The 20,861-nt window shown below is 62.0% G+C and carries 14 protein-coding genes and 1 pseudogene; 4 read left to right on the plus strand and 11 right to left on the minus strand.

Going from position 1 to position 20,861, the window contains the following annotated elements:
• The 9 genes from VMH22_11480 to VMH22_11520 form a co-directional block, all read right to left on the minus strand.
• Window positions 1-191 (minus strand): hypothetical protein (locus tag VMH22_11480; GenBank protein HTW92318.1); only part of this gene is annotated, 191 nt, incomplete at its 3' end.
• A gap of 24 nt (window positions 192-215) precedes the next feature.
• Entirely contained in the window at window positions 216-893 is a 678-nt protein-coding gene (locus tag VMH22_11485) for a transposase (GenBank protein ID HTW92319.1), read from the minus strand.
• Between the two features lie 99 nt (window positions 894-992).
• Complete coding sequence (locus VMH22_11490; protein HTW92320.1) at window positions 993-3,320, minus strand: T9SS type A sorting domain-containing protein; 2,328 nt, start codon at window positions 3,318-3,320, stop codon at window positions 993-995.
• A gap of 1,023 nt (window positions 3,321-4,343) precedes the next feature.
• Window positions 4,344-4,544, minus strand: a complete 201-nt coding sequence (locus tag VMH22_11495) for a DUF2283 domain-containing protein (GenBank protein HTW92321.1) — start codon at window positions 4,542-4,544, stop codon at window positions 4,344-4,346.
• Window positions 4,541-4,786: a DUF4258 domain-containing protein gene (locus VMH22_11500; GenBank protein HTW92322.1), complete on the minus strand. Its 246-nt coding sequence runs from the start codon at window positions 4,784-4,786 to the stop codon at window positions 4,541-4,543. The genes VMH22_11495 and VMH22_11500 overlap by 4 nt, the downstream gene beginning before the upstream one ends.
• A 166-nt stretch (window positions 4,787-4,952) precedes the next feature.
• Window positions 4,953-6,311: an NADP-specific glutamate dehydrogenase gene (gdhA, locus tag VMH22_11505; protein ID HTW92323.1), complete on the minus strand. Its 1,359-nt coding sequence runs from the start codon at window positions 6,309-6,311 to the stop codon at window positions 4,953-4,955.
• A 155-nt stretch (window positions 6,312-6,466) separates the two neighbouring features.
• A complete protein-coding gene (locus tag VMH22_11510) occupies window positions 6,467-8,074 on the minus strand; it encodes a tetratricopeptide repeat protein (protein ID HTW92324.1) in 1,608 nt (535 codons plus the stop codon).
• A 156-nt stretch (window positions 8,075-8,230) separates the two neighbouring features.
• A complete protein-coding gene (locus VMH22_11515; protein ID HTW92325.1) occupies window positions 8,231-11,497 on the minus strand; it encodes a hypothetical protein in 3,267 nt (1,088 codons plus the stop codon).
• Between the two features lie 353 nt (window positions 11,498-11,850).
• Window positions 11,851-12,222, minus strand: coding sequence for a hypothetical protein (locus tag VMH22_11520; protein ID HTW92326.1), 372 nt, complete (start codon window positions 12,220-12,222; stop codon window positions 11,851-11,853).
• 315 nt (window positions 12,223-12,537) lie between these two features.
• On the opposite strand from VMH22_11520, the gene rho reads away from it, so the two are divergent.
• The 4 genes and pseudogenes from rho to VMH22_11540 all read left to right on the plus strand — a co-directional run bounded on the left by rho (window position 12,538) and on the right by VMH22_11540 (window position 15,855).
• The gene (gene rho, locus VMH22_11525; protein ID HTW92327.1) at window positions 12,538-13,803 is read left to right on the plus strand and encodes a transcription termination factor Rho; all 1,266 of its coding nucleotides are present in this window, start codon (window positions 12,538-12,540) and stop codon (window positions 13,801-13,803) included.
• A 6-nt stretch (window positions 13,804-13,809) separates the two neighbouring features.
• Window positions 13,810-14,151 (plus strand): 50S ribosomal protein L31, encoded by a 342-nt coding sequence (gene rpmE / locus VMH22_11530; protein HTW92328.1) that lies wholly within the window; start codon window positions 13,810-13,812, stop codon window positions 14,149-14,151.
• A gap of 249 nt (window positions 14,152-14,400) precedes the next feature.
• Window positions 14,401-15,423, plus strand: a pseudogene (prfB, locus tag VMH22_11535) (peptide chain release factor 2).
• Window positions 15,424-15,666: 243 nt separating this feature from the next.
• A complete protein-coding gene (locus tag VMH22_11540) occupies window positions 15,667-15,855 on the plus strand; it encodes a ferredoxin (GenBank protein HTW92329.1) in 189 nt (62 codons plus the stop codon).
• Between the two features lie 608 nt (window positions 15,856-16,463).
• Here VMH22_11540 and VMH22_11545 read toward each other — a convergent pair.
• Together VMH22_11545 and VMH22_11550 are read right to left on the minus strand one after the other, a co-directional pair.
• A complete protein-coding gene (locus VMH22_11545) occupies window positions 16,464-18,602 on the minus strand; it encodes a PQQ-binding-like beta-propeller repeat protein (GenBank protein HTW92330.1) in 2,139 nt (712 codons plus the stop codon).
• 48 nt (window positions 18,603-18,650) lie between these two features.
• Window positions 18,651-20,789 carry a PQQ-binding-like beta-propeller repeat protein gene (locus VMH22_11550; protein HTW92331.1) on the minus strand — a complete coding sequence of 713 codons (2,139 nt, stop codon included), beginning with the start codon at window positions 20,787-20,789 and terminating at the stop codon, window positions 18,651-18,653.
• Window positions 20,790-20,861: the final 72 nt, after the last annotated feature.

Genomic DNA, 20,861 nt, shown 5'->3' on the forward strand with positions numbered 1-20,861 from the left:
AGCACCACCTTCTTGCTGAAGCGCTTGTCCTCAGCCGTCATGGTGCAGAAGTAGACGCCGCAGGCACAAGTACGTCCCTTGCTGTCCTGCCGGTTCCAGGCGATGCTGTAGTATCCGGGCTTCTTCTCGCCGCTGGCCAGCACTTTCACCAGCTTGATCGAGATGTCGCAGAGTTTAGGCCGTCGGCCCATAAATACATAAATAGGGACACTTCCCTATTTTCCAGTGACTATGCGAGGTCTACCCCGCTTCTGTGCGCTCAGGACTCGCTCCAGATGCGACTCTAACACCGAAAGGAACGCAGTCCCGCCCAATGGACGGCCGGTGGCCGTCATACGCCGTATCTCTGCTGTCTTCTCCTCGGAATCGTCCCTCAGGTAGCTACGATACTTCTGACGGCGCAGTTCTGCAAGGAGCCAGTCGGGCTCGTTCAGCAGCGGGTCGGCTTCGCCAGTGACGTGTTGGCGGGCGCTGGACCATTGGTACTCCCATGCCCGGTGCACCGTCTTCGACCGAACCGGGTTGCGGTCAATGTACCTTAGCACCGGCCACAGGTACTCGTCTTTGTCTACCGGGCACGAGAAGAAACGGTTCTGCCAGAGCCGACCGCTGCGCCCCTGTTTGCGGTTGACGTGCTGCGTGTAGATCAGGTTCGTGCCGGCAAAGCAACGGGCGAGCGAGTCCGCCTCGTGCGGCACGGCCAGGGCGTGCACATGGTTATCCATCAGGCAGTAGCCCCAGATATCAACGCCATACTTACGCCGATACTGGGCCAGCGTCCAGAGGTAGAACCGTCGGTCATCGTCATCAAAGAACACCTGGCCGCGGTTGTTGCCGCGCTGGGTAACGTGGTGCGGCAGATCGACTGCCACGACACGGGCTATTCTCGGCATGCACCAAGGATAGCCGAAGACCCCAAGCTGTCAATAAAATAGGGAAGTGTCCCTGTTTTCCCCTGCAATCAGGAGCAGCAATACTGCACCTTTCATGCCTTACCTCCTATTCGTCTTCACAACTTTCGCCGTGAAGCTCCTCTCTACTGATTCGACTCTGATAACGTATACCCCGGCGGCAAGACCGGCAAGGTCTATGACGCCATTCGTGGCACCTCCTTTCGTATCGGCCCGCAGGGGCACGTCTCTGAGTCGCTTTCCGGAAACGTCAAACACCTCAACATCGCTGGCACGCGCCGCTGCGCCGACCTCAAACCGCACTCTGCCCGGTGCCACACTGGGCCAGACTCGCAGTCCCACTTGTTTTTCTGGTACCTCGGACTGCTCTTGTACTCCAACGCTTGTCGTCTCGTAGATGGCAACGCCACCCTCCCAGAGAGCTGCATAGAGCAGTCCGCCAGCATAGCTGAGTCGCCTCACCCCGTCAGCTGGGCTTACACTCCCGGCATGGTGCGGTTGGGCTGGATTGCTCAGGATGTAGACGTCAATACCGTTTCCCGCGCCAACATAGACCCTGGACTCGCCCAGCACTGCGTCCCACGGCCAGACGCTCGCTGGAACCGCAGATAGTAGGCGGAAGTTGCTCGGGTCCGCGACACTGTAGACGAACAGCGTATCGTATGGGTACGGAATGTAAGCGAACGTGTCTTTGACTGTCACACCAGAGGAAGCACGGCCGCCACTGTCGATGACGCGGGGATTGGCGGGGTCTGCGACGCTGACCACCTCAAGACTGGCGCCGCCCGCCACGTATGCCAGGGTGTCCTGCACCGCCAGCCCGAAATAGACTCCGTCAGTAGACACGCAGCTCCCTACCAGTACCGGCTGTCTCGGCCGGGCGACGTTGACAATCTGGAAGCGGTTCATCTCGGCGCAGTAGACGAAACTGTCGCGAAGGACCATGTCCTCGGGAGGATTGAACATGCCGTCGCAACCTGCCACCCGCAACGGGTGATGTGGGTCGGTCACATCCAGCGTTACCATCCTCGGCATGGGCCATGATACGTAGGCGAACGAATCCCTCGCAGTCGCAGAACGGACCGTCCTGCTTGAATCGTACTGGGCCAGAAGCATTGGACGCGACGGGACACTGACGTCGAGAATCTGAAGCCCGGCGTTGTAGTCAGCCACATAGGCCCTTCCGCCATCGACATCGACGTCCACCGCTTGGTCAGCCCCAAGCAGTCCGGTGTCGCGCACCGGCAGAACCGTGTTCCTGGTGTCGAATACCTGCAGCCCCGCCCTGTGGCAACCGATGAACGCCGCCTGCGCAAGTCCGCTGGCCCAGGCTCCCCAGCCCCAGCCGGGCACGTCCCTCATGCTCAGCGCGTACGGGCGGGTGGAATCAGCCAAGGAGACAATCGAGAACTCTGGCAGGTCAGCGTCTCCGGAGCAGTAGGCTAACGTGTCTACCAGATACACCCCGTAGCCTCCAACCGAGTCCAAGGACCCTACTTGATACGGATTGGCCGGCACCGTCACGTCGAGGATATGGAACGTGATCCACGGTGGCTCGCCGTTCTGGTCGAACGTAGTGACATAACAGAGGTGTCCTCTGGCTTGCACCTGCTCAACCGCGCTGCCCCAAGAACCAACCCGATGAGGGTTGGCTGGATTGGAGACATCGATGACGTACAGGCCCCAGCGTTGGCCGAGGAAAGCGGTATTGCCCGCTGCCGAAACCACGTCACCCGAATCAACACAGGCTCCACGGAAGACCGGGCTGAACGGATTCGAGACGTTGTAGACGCGGAATGAGTCATCGCCGCTGATGGTGTAGACCAGCGAGTCCTGCAGGACAAAGTCGTTGAGCGGTATCGGGGTCCAGGAGAGACGCGCTGGATTCTGCTCGTCGGCGATGTTGTAGATCTCCAGCCCCTTACGTGAACCGACGTAGAGGAGTGTGTCGACCACCTTCACACGGCACATCAGCCCTTCGGCATTGATGTCCGCGAGCAGTTGGATTGAGAGGGAATCTTGCCGGCTGAACCTGAGCAGGCTCACTCCCGAGCCGCGTGCCAGCGCGACCAACGTCTCGCTTGGGGTGGTTCTCCCATCCACATCATACGACGGTCCGTATGACCAACGGCCGACTTCAACTAGTCCCCGACCGCTATCCGGCCTCCTGACGGCCGTGTAGTACGGATCCTCAATCCCGCGCTCACGCAGCCAACTGGCCCGCATCCTTGGATGCACCCGGCTCAGCGACTCCTGCACCGCGCGATGCTCGCCGATTCCGGGCACGCGGGCTTGCGCCGACGATGCCAGCAGCGTCCCCAACGCAAGGGCAAGCAGCACCACTGCCCCGGCCCGGTTGTGTGTATCGACGGCACGACTGTACGAACCACCTGAGCGGACGCTCAACACATTTACCTCCGTTCTGAGCCGAACTCAGACGGATTGGTGTCGAGAAGACTGCGGCAGCGCGGACCTCGCGCTCCGCCAATCTCGGCACCCCCGTTGGGCGTATCTTAGCCGTGGCCCCTCTCATGTCAATCAGCACGTTCAAGTCTTGTCAGAGGCGGACGCCTGCCGGTCCCTACTCATGCATGCCTGCGGAGGCGCTGTTTTGGGACAAGGTCGAGGCTGAGGTCGAAGTCCGGCCGGATGGAGTGCTTTGTCAGTTCATGCGGGCCAGCTAGCCTTGCGTCAGTAGGACTCGGCCGCGGAGACGTCTGAGCTCGCCGCGAGTCCTTCAGCCACGGGTGGAGAGCAGCATTTTCATCGCTCAATCCAGATCCTGTTTGTGTAATATAGTACACACTCCCCCAACCGCCAATTCCTGTCCTAACTTCCCTATTCCCAATCCCCTAACCCCTGTTCCCTTCCCAACCCCTCCTATGCTCCCCCCGTAGCTCCGCACATAGCTTCCGAGGTAACGACCGGAGCAACTTCCCGAGGAACGACGCGGGCTACTTCTACGGTTACTTCCACCGCTACTTCTTCCGCTACTTCGCGAGCAACGACCAGAGTTCCTTGTCCGGTTCCTTGCCGAGTAACGAGTCGGGTTCAATCCCAGGTTCCTTGCCGATTTACAGTCGAGTTTCCCGTCCAGCTTCCTTCCCGGGTAACCCTGCAGACAACCTTGAGATCAACGTGTGGAGCTACTTGAAGAGTAACAGGGACGGTTCCGGCGTCCGCTGCAACCCGGCTCATCGAGATGGGGACAGGACACGCAAGGGACACGTCCACGGAGCAATGCGATGGCCGCATCGCGGATGTGTCCCCGACGCTTGCGTCAGACACAAAACGGGGCTATCCCCGGATGTCATCAGTGAGAAGCGGGAGTCCCGAAGGACTCCCGCTGGACAGACAGGTCCGGGCTGGGTCTTAGACTAAGCCCGCGTCGAGCATCGCGTCGGCAACCTTGACGAAGCCGGCGTTCGCGGGCTAGACCGTTTCGAGTTGCAGGACGCGGAGGCGCTCGGGCGCCACGCGCTTGCTGAGGTTGAGGATCTCAACACCGACCATGTTGCCGGCGGCGTCGTAGTCCAGGACTATTCCGGGCTGGACCTCCTCGGACTCGACCACCGCGGCCTCGTCGAGTCGCAGATACAGTGCATCACTAGCTTTGTCTACCTTCAATCTCATGATTGTCTCCTCAGGCGACGGTCAAAGAAGACCGTGACCACAATCGGCGGACTGGCTTCCGTGTTCATCACGACGCGCAGGATTCGGCCGCTGCGCTCCGGCACTTCGCTCAGATAGTGAGTCGCGCCGTCATCGTGGTTCTCCGTGCGCAACGGTGACTCCACTGCCCGGACAACCCACGCGTCCGGTATCGCACGCTCCGTGAGCATGTCCCGGGCGTGAGCGGTGTGCGCAAGCTCCATCCTGGTAAGTATCTATCCCCCGGCGATACAGTCAAGGCGGGGGCACGACTGTTTCCGAATGCCAAGCGCCGGGTGTGACCAGTCGGCGTGAGCGGGTCGAGTGGCCCGTAACGCTCAGCGGGAGTCCCGAAGGACTCCCGCCTTATAGCTGAACTCGAACTCGGGCCTAGACTACGCCCTGGTCGAGCATCGCGTCGGCTACCTTAACGAAGCCGCCGATGTTCGCGCCGTTTACGTAGTTCACGAAGTTGCCTTCCTTGCCATAGTGGACGCACGTGTCATGGATGGCCTTCATGATGCCCTGGAGTCTCTTGTCGACCTCTTCGCGGGTCCAGGAGAGGCGCAGGCTGTTCTGCGACATCTCGAGACCGGAGGTGGCGACGCCGCCGGCGTTCGCGGCCTTGGCCGGACCGTAGAGGATCTTGCTGTCGATGTAGACCTTCATCGCATCCGGGGTCGAAGGCATGTTGGCGCCCTCGGAGACCACAAACACGCCGTTCTTGATGAGATTCGCGGCATCCTTGCCGTTGATCTCGTTCTGGGTAGCGCTCGGGAACGCGCAGTGGGCCTTGTGGTTCCACAGCGGGTTGTAGTCGAGCTTGGGATCAACCGGCGTGTAGACCGAGCCCTTGAACTTGCCGGCGTACTCGCTGATGCGGCCGCGCTTCACGTTCTTGAGCTCCATGATGAAGGCGAGCTTCTCAGCGTCGATGCCGGCTTCGTCATAGATGTAGCCGTTCGAGTCGGAAGCGGTGACGCACTTACCGCCGAGCTGGTTGACCTTCTCAACGGTGTACTGGTACACGTTGCCGGAACCGGACACGAGGCAGGTCTTGCCCTTCATGGAATCGCCGCGGGTGGCGAGCATTTCCTGCGCGAAGTAGGTCGCGCCGTAGCCGGTGGCCTCGGGACGAATCAGGGAGCCGCCCCAGCCGAGGGCCTTGCCGGTGAGCACGCCGGTGAACTCGTTGCGCAGCTTCTTGTACATCCCGAACATGAATCCGATTTCCCGTCCGCCGACGCCGATGTCGCCGGCCGGCACGTCGGTATTCGGCCCGATGTGGCGGAACAGCTCACTCATGAAGGCCTGGATAAAGGCCATCACTTCGTTGTCGCTCTTGCCCTTGGGGTCGAAGTCCGAGCCGCCCTTGCCGCCGCCCATGGGGAGAGTGGTGAGGGAGTTCTTGAACACCTGTTCGAAGGCGAGGAACTTGAGGAGGCCCAGGTACACGGTCGGGTGCAAGCGGAGCCCGCCCTTGTACGGGCCGATGGCCGAGTTCATCTCGATGCGGAAGCCGCGGTTGACCTGGACTTCGCCCTTGTCGTCGACCCACGGGACCCGGAACATGATGACGCGCTCGGGCTCGCAGATACGCTCGAGGATCTTCGCCTTCTTGTACTTCGGATTCTTGTCGAGGTACGGCATCAGCGACTCGGCGACCTCGCGCACCGCCTGGTGGAATTCCTTCTCACCGGGGTTCTTCGCGATAATGCCTTCCATAAAGGCATTGACTGCATCAGACATACTGTCCTCCTGTTAGACTGTAGCGGACGATAATTGTCGGTCGGAACTGATTTCCGTTCGGAACGCCGGTCCTACCGGCCGGGGAATTATAGCAACGGCATCAGGCAGGTCAACCCTACCCGTCGGCTGCCGGTGGTCTGCCGCCATCCCGGCGGTCAACGGACCGGCTCCGGCGAAACCGGTTTCTCGGCCTCCGCAAGCAGGCTGCGCGCAATCGGCACGTAGGCCGAACCCGGGTATTCGAGTATCAACTGCTGGAGTGTCTCCCGATACTTCGCCTCGTCCTTGAGGTCGTCGCGATACACCCCGGCCTGTTCCAGCCTTGCCTTTGGCGCGAGCGAGCTGCTTCCGAACCGCTGACAGTACCGGTCGAGCGCGGCCAGCGCCTCTTTCGGCTTGTGCTCCCGCCGCAGGAACCGCGCGAGCAGGAAGCAGGCCTGTTGTGCGACAGCGTCGTCGCCGTCGGCCAGGGTCTGGGCCTTGTCGGCCTCATCGGCGCCGGTCTCATAGTCGAGCATCAGCCGCGCGAGCTCCTTGGCCCGGTCCCCGCTGCCGGTCAAGACCGCCAGGTCCAGCCCGTCGTTGACCAGCAGGCTCTGCGGGAACTGCCTGACCAGCTCATTCAAGTATGCGCCGGCCGAGTCGAACTGCCCTTCGTAGAAGAACGTGCGGGCCACGAGCAGCAGTAGCCGGTCGGACGAGTGGACGAGCTTCATGGCCGCGGCGCGAGCCGGTTCGGTATGCCCGAGACCGAGCAGGGCCGCCGCCTGTCCGAACACCGCCGGCTCGCTCGCCGGCTGGCGGGCAAGCGCCCGTTGGTAGCTTGCGAGCGCCCGAGCGTAGTCGCCCTGGTCGCGGCACAGGTCGCCCAGCTCAATCTGCGCCCCGACGCCGTCGTCCATGGCCAGTTCGGCCAGCGCTTCCGGAACCCGGCCCATCGTCCTCAGCACCCGCGCTGCGTCGACGTGCACTTTCTGCTCCTGGTAGACGGCAAGCGCCGCCCTCAGCGCGCCCTGCGCCTCGCAGTCGTGCGCGAATTCGTAAAGCTCCTGCCCGGACAGCACCGGCTTGAGCACGTGTACCGCTTCCGCCTCGTTCTTCGTAGCAAGATACACGACGGCCTTGGCTAGCGCGCGGGTTGCCGGGTCACTGACCTTCTCCAGTTCGCCGGCGATGCCGGCGCCGGACCTGACGGCAAGCGCCGAGAGCTTCTGCCGATAGCGGTCGAGTGCTTGCGGTGAGGCGTTGATGACGGACACTATCTCGCGCGTCGCCGCCGCCGGCTGGCCCGAGGCGTCGTACAGGTCGACCAGCCGGTCGGCAATCGCCATCCGGTCTGCGCCGTGCCGCAGCGCCTGCTCGTAGTAGTCGATGGCCGAAGCGTAGTCCTGGTGCCCGGCAAACACCTCACCCAGCGTTGCCAGCCGGTCCGGCCACTTGAGGGCTGCCCTGCGCCCTTCGACCCGAGCATCGGCTGTGCGCTTCAGCCCCAGCAGGCCGCTCACCAGCCCATACGAGTAATCGGCGACGTCCGGGAACTGCTTCTCCAGCCTGAGGCTGACGGCGACCAGAGTGTCGCAGCGCTTGAGCGTGTCGGCGAGGCGAACCAGACCGTCGTAGGACGGCATGTCCCTTGGTTCCTTGTTGACGCTCAGTCGATACTCCTCAAAGGCCTGGCCGGGCTGCCCGGCACGCTCGAGCATGAAGCCGCTCATGTAACTCTGGGCGTGGGCAACGCCCGCGCCCAGTGCAAGCAACACCACGAAAGCAGGCGCGGCCGCTCCGATCTTGGATAAAGTACAAAGTCCAAAGGACAAAGGACTAAGCAATGCGGAAAGGACAAAGTCAGGCTCCCTCAGTACTTTGTCCTTCATCCTTGGACCTTGCTTTGTCCTTATCACTTTGTTCTTGATCCTTGGCTACTCGCTCAGCAGCCTCTGGAAATAGTCTCTTATCATCTGCTCGTACTCAGCCGGGTAGCCCTGCTTGAGCGAACGCATCAGTTCTTCGCGCAGCAGCCGGTTCCGCTCGCCTTTGTCCTCGGGCAGGCGGGGCTTCTGCTGCACCTGGAACTCTTTGCCTGACTCGCTCTCGCGTTCGTCTTTGAATCCCTGCTGCCTGATGCTGCGCTCGGCGTCGAGCAGGTGCGAGAGGATGCTCTGCTGCCGCTGGACCAGCGGTCGGCCCACGTTCAGTTCGGACAGGTCCTTCTCCACCGCCTTCAAATCGTCAACCAGGCCCTCCAGGCTGGAAGTGAGTCCCGGCTGAACCCCGCCCGTCTTCTGAAGCATCTGTTCGAGCTGCTCCCGCAGCGCCTGCTCCTTACCGAGCATTCTGCCCAGGGCCGACATCTGCTCAGCGGTCATGCCGCCGGGCATCGGTATCGGGAATCCCGACATCTCGCCGTTGATGCCCATCTGCTCTCCGATCATCTGCGAGAGCTGCTGCATCATGTCGTCCATCGCGCCCGACATCCCGCCGCCCTTCTGCGACGCGGCCATCGCCTGCAGCATGGCCTGGGCCGTCCGGTTCAGGCTCTGTCGCGCCTGCTCCATTCCGGAGCGGACGGTTCCGGCCCGATTGTCCGCCATTTCCTGCGCCGTCTGCTCCATTGCGTCCATCGCCTTGGCCAGCTCCTGCCCGAGGCTCGGATCGACGCTCATGCTGCGTGAGCTGAGGCTGGCCAGGCTCTCGGCGACGATTCTGGTTGCCTCGCGCAACCCGATCTCCTGCTGGGCGCGTTCGGACAGGTCCGGCATGCCGGCGGTGGCCTGCTCAAGCTTCTCCTGCTCGTCCGATACCATCATGACATCCTGCGCGGCGTCCCGCAGTTTCTGGGTCACTTCGGACGAACGCTTTGACTTCAGCTTCTGGCTCAGCGAACCGAGCGACCGGCTCATCTGCGCCAGGCTCTGCCCGAGCTTGTCGCTGCCGGGCTTGGCCTGGTCGAGCTGGTTCTGCTGCATCTGGCTCGCGAGATCCCGGGCCTGCTCGGACAGCTTCTGGTCGTTCGCCTGCTGCGCGAGCTTGTTCAGGGAATCGCCGATCTCCCTGTCGGACATCGAATCGGCGAGGCTCTTCATGTCATTCTGCAGGCTGTCGAGCGCGCCCTTGATGTCCTGTTCCAACTGCGAGGAACGCTGGTTCGGCTCCTTGCCCAGCTTGTCGGTCAGGTCCTGCTGGGCCTTGGCCATCTCCTCCGCTTTCTTGGCCAGCGCGTCGAGCCGCTGTTCCTCCATCACTTTTTTCAGCAGCTCCAGCGCCCGGTCAATCGCCTCCTTCATCTTCCCCTGGTCCATCTCGAACTTCTCCAGGGCACGCTTCACGTCCGGCGACTGCTGCTCGAGCTTGTCCTGCAGCTGGGCGAGCGACTGCTGAAGTTCGCGGGGCAGGACCTGGGACAGGATCTGCTGCAGTTGGCTCATCCGTTCCATGGTCTGCTGGTCGAGGTTCACGCCCTGCGACATCTCTTTCATCATGTCCGAGACTTCCTGCTTCAGGTCCGCGACCTGCTGCATCAGTCCCTGCTGGCCCCCGAGCACCTTCTCCAACGCCTGCTTTTCGTCCCAGGAAAGCTCGCGGCTCTTCTTCATTTCGTCCGACAGCCGGCCGACCTCCTGGCCGAGCTGGGCCTGCTGCGATTGCATCGGGCCGAGCTCGGACTCAGTGTGCTCGGTCTGCTGCACGGCCGCATTGTATATCTCGTTCATGGTCGGAAAGCGGATGGCGTACATTTCCGACCGGCTTACCTTGGGTCCGGAAACCACATCATTGTCGGTCACGGACACAAAGTAGTGTATCTGTTCGCCCGGCAGCAGCCCCAGGTTGGACAGATCCCAGGCGTACAGCGTCGTGTCCTCGCGCCTGCCCGACACCGACTTGATGTGCACGAGATGGTCAATCGAATCCTTGCCGTAGTGCAGATAGAGGTCACCCAACCCGAAGTCATCAATGCTGTTGATGCCGAGCAGCACCTTCATCGAAACCGGCAGATCAACGTCGCGTCCGGGCAGAAAGAGCTTCACGAAAGGCGGCTCGTCGGCGATGGCCCGTACCTGCATGTCCGTGGCCGGCTGCAGAACCTTGTCCTCCTTGTCCGCCAGTTCGATCTTGCCTGAGGCATCGTCCTTGATGGCGAACCGGGCCCTGAACAGACCCGAATCCGCCGGGCCGATTTGGATCGGCAACGTGTCACTGCCAAGAATCACCTGCCCGACAGAAATCAACCGATTGGCCTCGCCTTCGACGTCCACGACCGTCCCCTTCAGTCCGCTGACTTCAGTAGCTGAGGATCTGACCTGAGGCAGACCGGAGTAGGCCGGCGGGTGAAGCGTGAACACCAGCCGCTCGAGGCCCAGCGGCTCGAGCACGCGCACGCGGTGAAGGTCGGACGAACGCCTCAGGATTGTGAATCGATACTCAAACCCGTGACCGGCGGCCAGCGCGATCCGACCGGTGTCGCCGTGCAAAGGGACAACCGACGATCCTCCGTGCCCCCCGACCCCCGACCCCTGACCCCTGACCCCGAGCCGCACCGCCCTGAACACGCCCGCCGGTACGACTCTTGCCCGCAGCAAGACGCTGCCGCCGGGCATCACCGCGGTGTCGCCGGGCTGAACTTCGAGGGTCACGCCGTCGGCGCGGCCGGTGAAGGCGTTGCTGATTCCGACCCTGGCCCGGGCCGGCGCGGCGTGGAATTGCACCCCGACACACAGGGCCATCAGTGCCAGGGCTGCGCCCGCCCAGACCACCCGGCGCCGGTTGACGAGCCGCCCCAGCGGCAATGGCGCAAGCGTCCGCTCGACATCAGCCACGGCCGCGTCAATCATCTCCTCCGAATAGCCTTCCTTTGCCCCTGACCCCTGACCCCCGACCCCCGACCCCCATTTCCCCAGCTGCACCGTCGCCACCAGCCTTCCCCTCACCTCAGGGAACCGTTCCTCAACCAGCCGCGCGACGTACCAGAACCGATTCTGCGCCACCAGCCGCCAGAGCAGGACCCCGACCGGAACGACTAGCGCCGCCAGGACCCAGCCGCTCCAGAACAGATTCACGACGAGCAGGACCAACGCGCAGGCCATAGCCAGGCTGAACAGGGCCAGCGCGACCGAATCCCAGGCCCAGCGCTGCCTTGCAAGCGCGCGCAGCCTGCTCTCGGTCACTTCACCGCGTCGGGATTCGCTCATCGTTGGACCGTTCTTCGTTCAACGTTCCCGTTGTCCGTCATTCGGGCCTTGGCTTTCTGGATTCTGGTTTCTGATTTCTGCTTTGTCTGATTCCTGTACTATGACGATTATACTGCCCAAACCGTGCTGCCGCCACGATGACCGCTGGCGGTGCGTCGTCCGGCTATTGACCTTCGCACAGGCAATGCAACACTCCGCCCCCTCCCTTCTATTCCCTCCCCCTTGAGGGGGAGGGAAGGGTGAGGGTGACGCTGGCGGACCATTACTTACGCGAAACTCAGTAACGGCCGGCTATCGGCCTCATGGAATCAGCCTGTGAGTCCGGAACGGAGAGCAGGCGGTGTCACTTCCGGCTAGCGCCGGCAGATGCTCTCAATCGAGACCGTGTGGTCGGCAGACCAATCGGACACGTTACCATGCGCGTCCTCGGCCCGGACACGGACCTTGAATGCGTCTAAGACCGACCACGCGTGGCCCAGGGTGCAGGACTCGGCGCTTGCCAGCAGACCGGTCCAATTCCCCAGCGCGTCGCCCCAGTCAACCTGGTACCGAACGCTGTCCGATTCCGGGTCGGTCGTCACAACCACGAAGTTAAGGGACTCGCCGGCCATGCCCACGGCGGGACCGGTCGGCGCTCCCGGAGTCAGCGGCGGCGCGTTCTGCTTGCACCCGGGCCCGACGAATAGACAGGCAGCGACCCAGACGGCGGCAACGATTGGCTTCATAGCCCTTACAATCTAGCGCAATTAGGCCGAAGAGGCAAGCCGCCCGCAGGCGTGCTTGACATGGAGGTAAGGGCGTCTATACTCTCCGCCGACGGGGTTGATCGAAAGTCCGCCAACCCCGCGTGTCAATCCGTATAGGTACCCCAGTCTGTCAGAATCAGGCCTGCCGGTTCCCAGAAAAGTCAACTGAGGTCTAATCGGCAGCTGCATGGCCGGGCACGGATTGCCGAACCGGCTACATAAGTCGAATCCGGCGGTTCTCCGTACAGAACTTCAATATTCCGTCCGGAGTATCCGCCTCGACAAGGAGAGACAGTGATTCAGGAAGAACTGAAGCGCAAGAAGATAACCGAGCTCTTTGACCTCGCCGAGAAGCTCAACGTCCCAGATTACCGGGACCGCAACAAACAGGGACTGGTCCTGGCCATCCTGGAAGCCGATGCCCGCCAGCGCAATGCCGGCGCCGAAGGCGTCGAGGTGACGGGCGTGCTCGAAATCCTCGAAGAGGGTTTCGGGTTCCTCCGCTCACCGGACTACAGTTACCTGCCTTCGTCGGACGACGTCTACGTCTCGCCGTCCCAGATCAAGCGGTTCGCCCTCCGGACCGGCGACACCATCGTCGGGCACGCGCGGCCGCCCAAGAACAGCGAGCGCTACTTCGCTCTCCTGAAGATTGACACCGAGAACGGCACGCCGCTCGCCGAAGACCGGCGCCGCATCCCGTTCGAGGCGCTGACCCCGCTCTACCCGCTGCAGCGGATCCAGCTCGAGGTGCCGGAGAAGAACGACTTCTCGATGCGGGTCGAAGACTTGTTCGTGCCCGTGGGCAAAGGCCAGCGCGGCATCATCGTCTCTCCCCCGCGCGCGGGCAAGACCATCCTCATGCAGAAAATCGCCAACTGCATCACGGCCAATCACCCCGAGATCAAGCTCATTATCCTGCTCATCGACGAACGGCCCGAGGAAGTGACCGACATGGAACGGTCGGTCAAGGCCGAGGTCATCAGCTCGACCTTCGACGAGGTGCCTGAGCGCCACGTCCAGGTCGCCGACATGGTGCTGGAGAAAGCGAAGCGGCTGGTCGAGCACGGCCACGACGTCGTGATCCTGCTCGACTCGATTACCCGCCTCGCCCGCGCCCACAACCTGGTTGTGCCGCACTCCGGCCGCACCCTTTCCGGCGGTCTCGACTCCAACGCCCTGCAGAAGCCCAAGAAGTTCTTCGGCGCGGCCCGCAACATCGAAGAGGGCGGCTCGCTCACCATTATCGCCACCGCTCTCGTCGAGACCGGCTCGCGCATGGACGAGGTCATCTTCGAAGAGTTCAAGGGCACCGGCAACATGGAACTCATCCTCGACCGGAAGCTGGCCGACCGCCGTATCTTCCCGGCCATCGACCTCCAGCGTTCCGGCACCCGCAAGGAAGAACTGCTGCTGTCGGAGTTCGAACTCAACCGCATCTGGGTGATGCGCAAGCTCCTGGCCGAGCTCTCCCCGGTCGAGATGATGGAGTTCGTGCTTGACAAGATGCGTCTGACGCGCAACAATAAAGAGTTCCTGGATTCGATGAGCGAAAGTTGATGTAACATGAAACCAAAGATTCACCCTAAGTACGTCGAGTCGACCATCACCTGCGCCTGCGGCAACGTGGTCAAGACTCGTTCGACCAAGCCGAAGATGAACGTTGACCTCTGCTCCAACTGTCACCCGTTCTTCACCGGCAAACAGCACCTCGTTGACACCGCCGGCCGCGTCGAGAAGTTCCGCCGTAAGTACGGCGACGTGGTTCCGACCAAGCCGGCGAAGGTTGCCAAACCCGCTGAGGCTCCCAAGCCCCCGAAGCCCCCAAAGGCCCGGAAGCCCAGGGCACCCAAGCCCGCAACGGAGCCCGCCGCGCCTGCGGCTGAGCCCGAGGTGAAGACCGAGTAACGGCGGAAGTCCCAAGGACAAAGTACTAAGGACAAAGCAATGGGAAAGTATCAAGGTCGAACCCGTGCCGGCCTTACCACTTTGTCCTTTCCTGATTGCTTAGTCCTTTGTCCTTGTTACTTCATACTTGACTTCGTGTCTTCGTGCCTTTGTGCTGGGTCAGGGCTCCTTGCCGGGAACCACTCCTGATGACCGGGGACTCCCGAGCCGCAGCGCCGGAGCTCGCTCACTTGGGCGAGCGCCTGCACAAGCTGCAGGAGTTTCTTTGACCTGCCCGGGCGACGGGTCGAACTAGCCGAGCTTACCAAAGCCAGCTCACAACCTGATTTCTGGAGCGTGGCCGAGCGCGCCCAGACCACGATGCAGCGCATCGCGGTCCTGAACGACATGCTCGGCCGCGTGGACAAGCTCGCTTCCGAAATCAAAGACGCGACCGAGTTGATGGACCTCTTCGACGAATCGGACGAGGCGGCCCGCAAAGAACTGAGCGCGCAGGTTGAGGCCATGGGCCACGAACTTGAGGCGCTCGAAGAGCGGGCGATGTTCCGCACTCAGGAAGATTCCCGCGCGGCCATCCTCTCGATTCACCCCGGCGCGGGCGGCACCGAGTCGTGCGACTGGGCCGAAATGCTCTACCGGATGCTGACCCGCTACATCGAACTGCAGGGGCTGAAGTATGACGTACTGGACCTCCAGCCCAACGACGTCGCCGGCATCAAAGAAGCAACGATCGAGGTCAGCGGCACATACGCCTTTGGCCTGCTCAAATCCGAAATCGGCGTCCACCGCCTGGTCCGGGTGTCGCCGTTCGACGCGGCCAAACGGCGGCACACCAGCTTCGCCGCGGTCTCCGTCTATCCCGAAGTCGAAGAAATCGAGGTCGAAATCAACCCGAGCGACCTCAAGTTCGACACCTTCCGCGCCGGCGGCCACGGCGGCCAGAACGTCAACAAGGTCAGCTCGGCCGTGCGTATCACCCATATCCCGACCAACATCGTGGTCGTCTGCCAGAACGAACGCTCGCAGTTCCAGAACAAGACCAACGCCCTCAAGATCCTCCGTTCCCGGCTCTACGACCTCCACAAGCGCGAGCAGGACGAGAAGCGCGAGAAGCTCGACGCGGCCAAGACCGAAATCGCCTGGGGGCACCAGATTCGCTCCTACGTCTTCTTCCCTTACCAGCAGGTGAAGGACCACCGGACCGACTACACAACCCACGACCTCGTCGGGGTGATGGACGGGCACATAGAGAGCTTCGTTCACTCCTTCCTCACCCGTCCCGAAGCAGCCGCGACCGGAAACGGGGGACGGACTTCGCCGGCAAGACACAAAGACACGAAACCGGACTCCGATTCCGATTCCTGACCTCTTTGTGACTTCGTGTCTTTGTGGTTGATGTCCGAATCCGGCCCAAAACAAGTCTTGACAAACCGGTTTCTGCCATTAGATTGAAGCGCTGAATTGGACAATAAGCGCCGGTCGGGCGTTACCAACCGGCCTTGAACGGAGGTCACTATGAAAGCATCTATCGACAAAGAGCTGTGCACCGGCTGCGAGCTGTGTGTCAGCAGTTGCCCGGATATCTTCGAGATCGAAGGTGAAACGGCCACAATCAAGGTCGACGCTATTCCCGAAGGTGCCGAGGACTGCGTGCAGCAGGCCGCCGAAGACTGCCCGTCCAGCGCCATCAAAGTCGAGGACTAGCTCCAGACCAACATCGCCCGCCGGCAAAACCTGTCGGCGGGCGTCTGCTTCCTAGCGGGCAGAGCAGCTCGGGAAGCTATTCTCCGGGCAAAACGGAGAGCAACGGTCGGAGCTTACTCGGGAGCAACCCGGACAGGAACCCGCGGACTTACTCGGGCCGCAACGCTCCAACCAACCCGGAGAGGAACGGGCAGACCAACCGACGGACTAACCCGGAAGGTAACGCGGAGTGCAACCGATGAAGCAACCCGGCGAATTCCGGTGGAGGTTCATCCGGGAATTGCGGTGGAGGTAACCTCCCTGTCTACTGTCTACTGAATCCTGTCTACTATCCGCGGGGCAATCCCCCGGGCGAGGGAGGGGACTTCCGGAGAGGCGACCTAGCGCTTTATTGTTCAAGTAGTTAGGTGACTTCCTGGCTCCATGGGCTCATATCCAAAGGCTAAACTTTCCGCCCGCGCGCCCGGCATGAACGCAAGGGCGGGCTCTCGCCCGCCCATACCCTGCCTGCTGTCTACTGCCTGCTGTCTACTGTCCTCTGTCGCTCACCTCGTCACCATGACCTTGCCAACCTGCTGGCCCAAGACTGTGGCCCCGCGACCGACTGGTCACGGCCTGACCGATATTGCCGAGCCATCAATGAAGTAGAAACCGAAATCCTTCCCGGCCACGTTGGTTGTTGTACCCAGACCCAGTGAGTCTACGTGGAAGTCGAGGAATCCGAACTCAACCGCCTGCGCCCGATTGGGCGCGATAGTGACGTGAGCGAACCGCATGGTATCGGGGGGTATGGAGCCACGCTGCCCGCTCTGTATCGGGTATCCGTATCCGTGCGCCCCATTGACAAGAAGGTCCCGCATGTATGCAGAGGGCGGCGCAATGTTGTACCACAGGTAGTTGAGGGTAAGCGGAGTATTCCCGGTGTTGGCGACTTGTATTGTGAAACCCGAGCTGTCAGGAGCGAGAACGGGGTCGCCGACCGTGTCTACGTGAGTCGAGAACCCGCTGGTGGCCTGTCCGGTGTTCTGAAGGTCGTGGTGGAACTTGGGCCAAGGCGAAGCAGCCAATGGGCTCGTACCGTTGAGCGCGTACAGATAACCGTCGTCGCTGATGAAATAGACAGTACCGTCTGTGCCGATGGTCGGCGCTGCTTCGACCCGCCCGCCAGTCAGGTAGCGCCACTTGAGGGTCCCGTCCGCGTTCAGCGCGTAGAGACAACTATCGTTCGAGCCGACGTAGATTGTGCCGTCCGCCGCGACTGCAGGGCCGGAGCTGACGTCGCCGCCGGTCTGATACCGCCACTTCAGGCTGCTGTCCGGATTCAGGGCATAGAGACAGTTGTCCGTTGACCCAAAGTAGACAGTGCCGTCCGGCGCAATTGCCGGAGCGGAATGTACGTCGACGCCCGCGCTGTAGGCCCACTGAGAAGCCCCGTCATGGTAGAGAGCCGCAAAATCGGTGAATGACGGACTCTGTTCCGACCCAAAGTAGACTGAAAGGTCGCCTGCGATGGCAAGGTCGGTAGGGCTGACGGCGTGAGTGTGGATTTTCCATCTCCGCGTGCAGTTTGTGCTGTACGCGCCCACGGTGCCGTTCTGCTGAGCAATGTAGACCGTGCCATCATCCGAAATCGCTGCGGCCGCGTCCGTCACGCTGTGTTCGTCGGTTTGAAAGTCCGATACGTACCCGCCGTTATGGGTCAGAGAGCTGAAACGGTCTTCACAACCGCAGAAAACCGCCCCCCCACTCGAAATGGAAGGGGACGACACCGGGACGCCCACGGCAAAGGAGTGGCTCCATTTCAGGGCACCACTATCGGGACTGATGGCATACAGGGTGCCGTAGTTGCCACCCACGTAGACGGTGCCATCGGGCCCGACCGCCGGTGACGACTTCGCGTTCGCGTCGGCCGGGTAGGTCCACTTGAGCGTACCGTCAGGATTGACCGCGCACAGCGCGCTGCCCGGTGAACCGACGTAGATGGTGCCGTCTGGAGCTATGGCTGGTGATGCGGCAAGGGACAGGTCGTTGCCGGTAGCCACGCGAAAGCGCCACTTGCGCAGCAAGTCCAGCGCATGCACTGTGATGCTATGTCGCTCCGACCACGAGGATAACGCGCCGTTCGTGTCCTTTGCCTGCGCCGCCACCGCGTAGAAGCCGGTGTCGTGCCACGCGTGGCTCATCCGCACCGACTCCCCCGAGGCCACGAACTTACTCCATGCCGAAGTATCGCCGTTGCTCCACGCAAACCTCACTGCGACGGGGATACGGTCAGGATGGGAGTCGGTGGTTACGAAGAAGTACATGGAATCCTGTCCGCCGACGGATGGCCCTGACGGCACGGCCGGCGTGTAGGGCGAGTGGGGTAAATGGAAACTCACCAGCCGCATGGCGAGTCCACCCGACCAGTTCGAACTGGCAAGCTTTTGGTCCCGCGCCTGGGCCTTGATGTCGCGAGTGCCGACGCCAGACCACGCGTGAGTAAGGGAGATTGTGTCTCCACTCGCGAACCAGCCTCCCCAGTCCGACAGCGTGGAATCGCCCCAATCGATTCGCACCTGCACGCTATCGCCATCAGGGTCGGTCGCAGTGGTCATGAAAGAGTAAGTCGTGTCAGTGAAGCAGGAGTCGAGGCCGGCCAGCACGGCCGGCACATCGGGCGGGTGGTTTCTCTTGCAGGAAGAGGCCACCAGCACTGCTGCGACAGCGAAAAACAGAAGTAGCGGTCGGGCGTCAGTTCGAGCCATTTGGCCTCCTTCGGGCTACCGGAGCCTGGTCCTGCAACATACTCAGTTTCATGGCTGGACCTGTATGCTTGAGCCGTCCTCAAACTGGTATCGGAACAACTCGCGGACCACCTTCGTGGTTGTGTCTGCCCCCAGCGAGTCGACGTGGAAATCAAGGAACTGAAGATCGACCACTTGGGTCCGGTTCGGCGCGACGGTAATAGGTGTGAATCGTATGGTGTCGCCGGACCAGGTTCCGCGCCGTCCGCTCGGAATCGGATAGCCGAATCCGTGTACACTATCGGCAAGGAAATCCCGCATCCAGGCAAAGCCGGTCGAGTAGTGAGTCTTGAGCGAGCCAATGGTGACGTCCTTGTTCCCGGCGTTTGCGACATGGATAGTGAAGCCAGAGCTGTCGGGAGCGAGAATAGGGCTGCCAACCGTGTCCATGCGAGTCCAGCGAGCATCTCCGGGAACTCGGCCGGTGTTCTGGAGGTCGTGGTGGAACTTGGGCCAAGGAGAACTGGCGAGCGGACTGGAACCCTTGAGCGCATACAGATACCCGTCGTCGCTGGTGAAGTAGATTGTCCCGTCCGTACCGATGGTCGACGCTGCCTCTATCTTTCCGCCGGTCTCGTAACGCCACTTGAGATTCCCGTCGGCGTTGACGGCATAGAGGTAGTCGTCGTTCGAGCCAACGTAGACCGTGCCGTCCGCCGCGATTGCGGGGCCGGCGTCAACTTCACCGCCGGTCGCGTACCGCCACTTGGGCGTGCTGTCGGGGTTCACGGCGTAGAGATTGTGGTCCGTCGCCCCGAAGTAGATGGTGCCGTCAGGGCCGACCGCAGGAGCGGACTTGACGCCGCATCTTGGGGATGCGCCCCATATCCACTGGCCCACGGGTTCCACGGCGTAAAGCCCATACCAGTAGGCTTGCCCGCATCCGAAGTAGATGGTGCCGTCGCCTCCGACAGCTAGGTCGGTAAGGTCGAGTCCGTGGGTACCAGACCACGCCCACTTGCTTACGAAATCCGAGTACAGCGCGTGCACGCCGCCGGCCCTGTCCGTGAGGCAGACCATACCGTCAGCCGAAATCGCCGCAGCCGACGCCGTCGTGTTGGAGTCGAGAGTCGCTACGCGCAGACCGCCGCCGCTGTCAGGGATCACGCCGTAGAGGTCGAACCCACAGGCGCAGTAGACCGTGCCGTCAAGGGCAATGGAGGGTGACGACACGGCGTCTGCTGTTGCGAACTGGTGGCTCCACTTGAGGGCGCCACTGGGGTTGATGGCATACAGGTGGCCGTCGTTTGAACCGATGTAGACGGTGCCGTCAGGGGCGATGGCGGGTGATGACCGGTCGTTCACGTCGGCGGGATAGCGCCATTTGAGCGCACCGTCCGGGTTGAGTGCGTACAATGCTCCATCCGGTGACCCGATGTAGATGGTGCCGTCAGGGGCGATGGCCGGCGACGAGAGCAGGGACATGTCGTATCCAGTAGCCAAACGGAAACGCCACTTGCTCAGTGTATCGGGCGGTCGGACCACGACGCTACAAGGGTAGGACCATTCAGAAAGCACGCTGCTGGTGTCCTTTGCCTGGGCTCTTATCGCGTAGGTGTCGGGCACGGCCCAAAGGTGGGGCATCGTGACCGATTCGCCGGACGCCACGAACGCGCTCCAAGCAGAAGTGTCGCCATCGCCCCAGGCAAACCTGACGGCCACGGGGATTATATACGTATCGGTAACCGCCGTGGTGAAAACGCAGGATGTCTCGCGTCCGACGATGCTGGGGCCGGTCGGCTCGGTCGGCCGGTCGGGCGCGTGCGACGGACGGTGATGCACTGCACGGATGGTGAGCCCGCTCGACCAATTGGAGGCGAGAAGCTTCTGGTCCCGCGCCTGGGCAGCGACTTTGTGGGAACCAGTGTCGGTCCACGCGTGCGCCAGGGCGACCGTATCGCCGCTGGGGAACCAGCCCTTCCAGTCTGAGAAGGTGGAATCGCCCCAGTCGAAGCGCACCTGCACGCTGTCGCCGTCGATGTCCGTCGTAGTTGCCATGAGGGCGTAAGTAGTATCAGTGAAACATGAGTCGGGGCCGGCCAGCACGGCCGGCACATCGGGCGGGTGGTTCCTCTTGCAGGAAGACATCACCGCGAGCGCTATGGCAACACACAGCACTAAGAACGTCCGGAATCTAGTACAGGCCATCTATCCTCCTCTGTACATTACCTCTTACGTCGTCGCGACGACCATTCGGACAGCCTGCAGCTTGCGGGTTCT

This window comes from bacterium, from assembly GCA_035505375.1.
GTDB lineage: Bacteria > Hydrothermota > Tepidihabitantia > Tepidihabitantales > Tepidihabitantaceae > UBA2258.

Excerpts from the sequence above, each read along its gene's own strand:
- VMH22_11485 (HTW92319.1), bottom strand. The coding sequence starts at position 893 with ATGCCGAGAATAGCCCGTGTCGTGGCAGTCGATCTGCCGCACCACGTT.
- VMH22_11495 (HTW92321.1), bottom strand. The coding sequence starts at position 4,544 with ATGAGATTGAAGGTAGACAAAGCTAGTGATGCACTGTATCTGCGACTC.
- VMH22_11500 (HTW92322.1), bottom strand. The coding sequence starts at position 4,786 with ATGGAGCTTGCGCACACCGCTCACGCCCGGGACATGCTCACGGAGCGT.
- gdhA (HTW92323.1), bottom strand. The coding sequence starts at position 6,311 with ATGTCTGATGCAGTCAATGCCTTTATGGAAGGCATTATCGCGAAGAAC.
- VMH22_11515 (HTW92325.1), bottom strand. The coding sequence starts at position 11,497 with ATGAGCGAATCCCGACGCGGTGAAGTGACCGAGAGCAGGCTGCGCGCG.
- VMH22_11520 (HTW92326.1), bottom strand. The coding sequence starts at position 12,222 with ATGAAGCCAATCGTTGCCGCCGTCTGGGTCGCTGCCTGTCTATTCGTC.
- rpmE (HTW92328.1), top strand. The coding sequence starts at position 13,810 with ATGAAACCAAAGATTCACCCTAAGTACGTCGAGTCGACCATCACCTGC.
- VMH22_11540 (HTW92329.1), top strand. The coding sequence starts at position 15,667 with ATGAAAGCATCTATCGACAAAGAGCTGTGCACCGGCTGCGAGCTGTGT.
- VMH22_11545 (HTW92330.1), bottom strand. The coding sequence starts at position 18,602 with ATGGCTCGAACTGACGCCCGACCGCTACTTCTGTTTTTCGCTGTCGCA.
- VMH22_11550 (HTW92331.1), bottom strand. The coding sequence starts at position 20,789 with ATGGCCTGTACTAGATTCCGGACGTTCTTAGTGCTGTGTGTTGCCATA.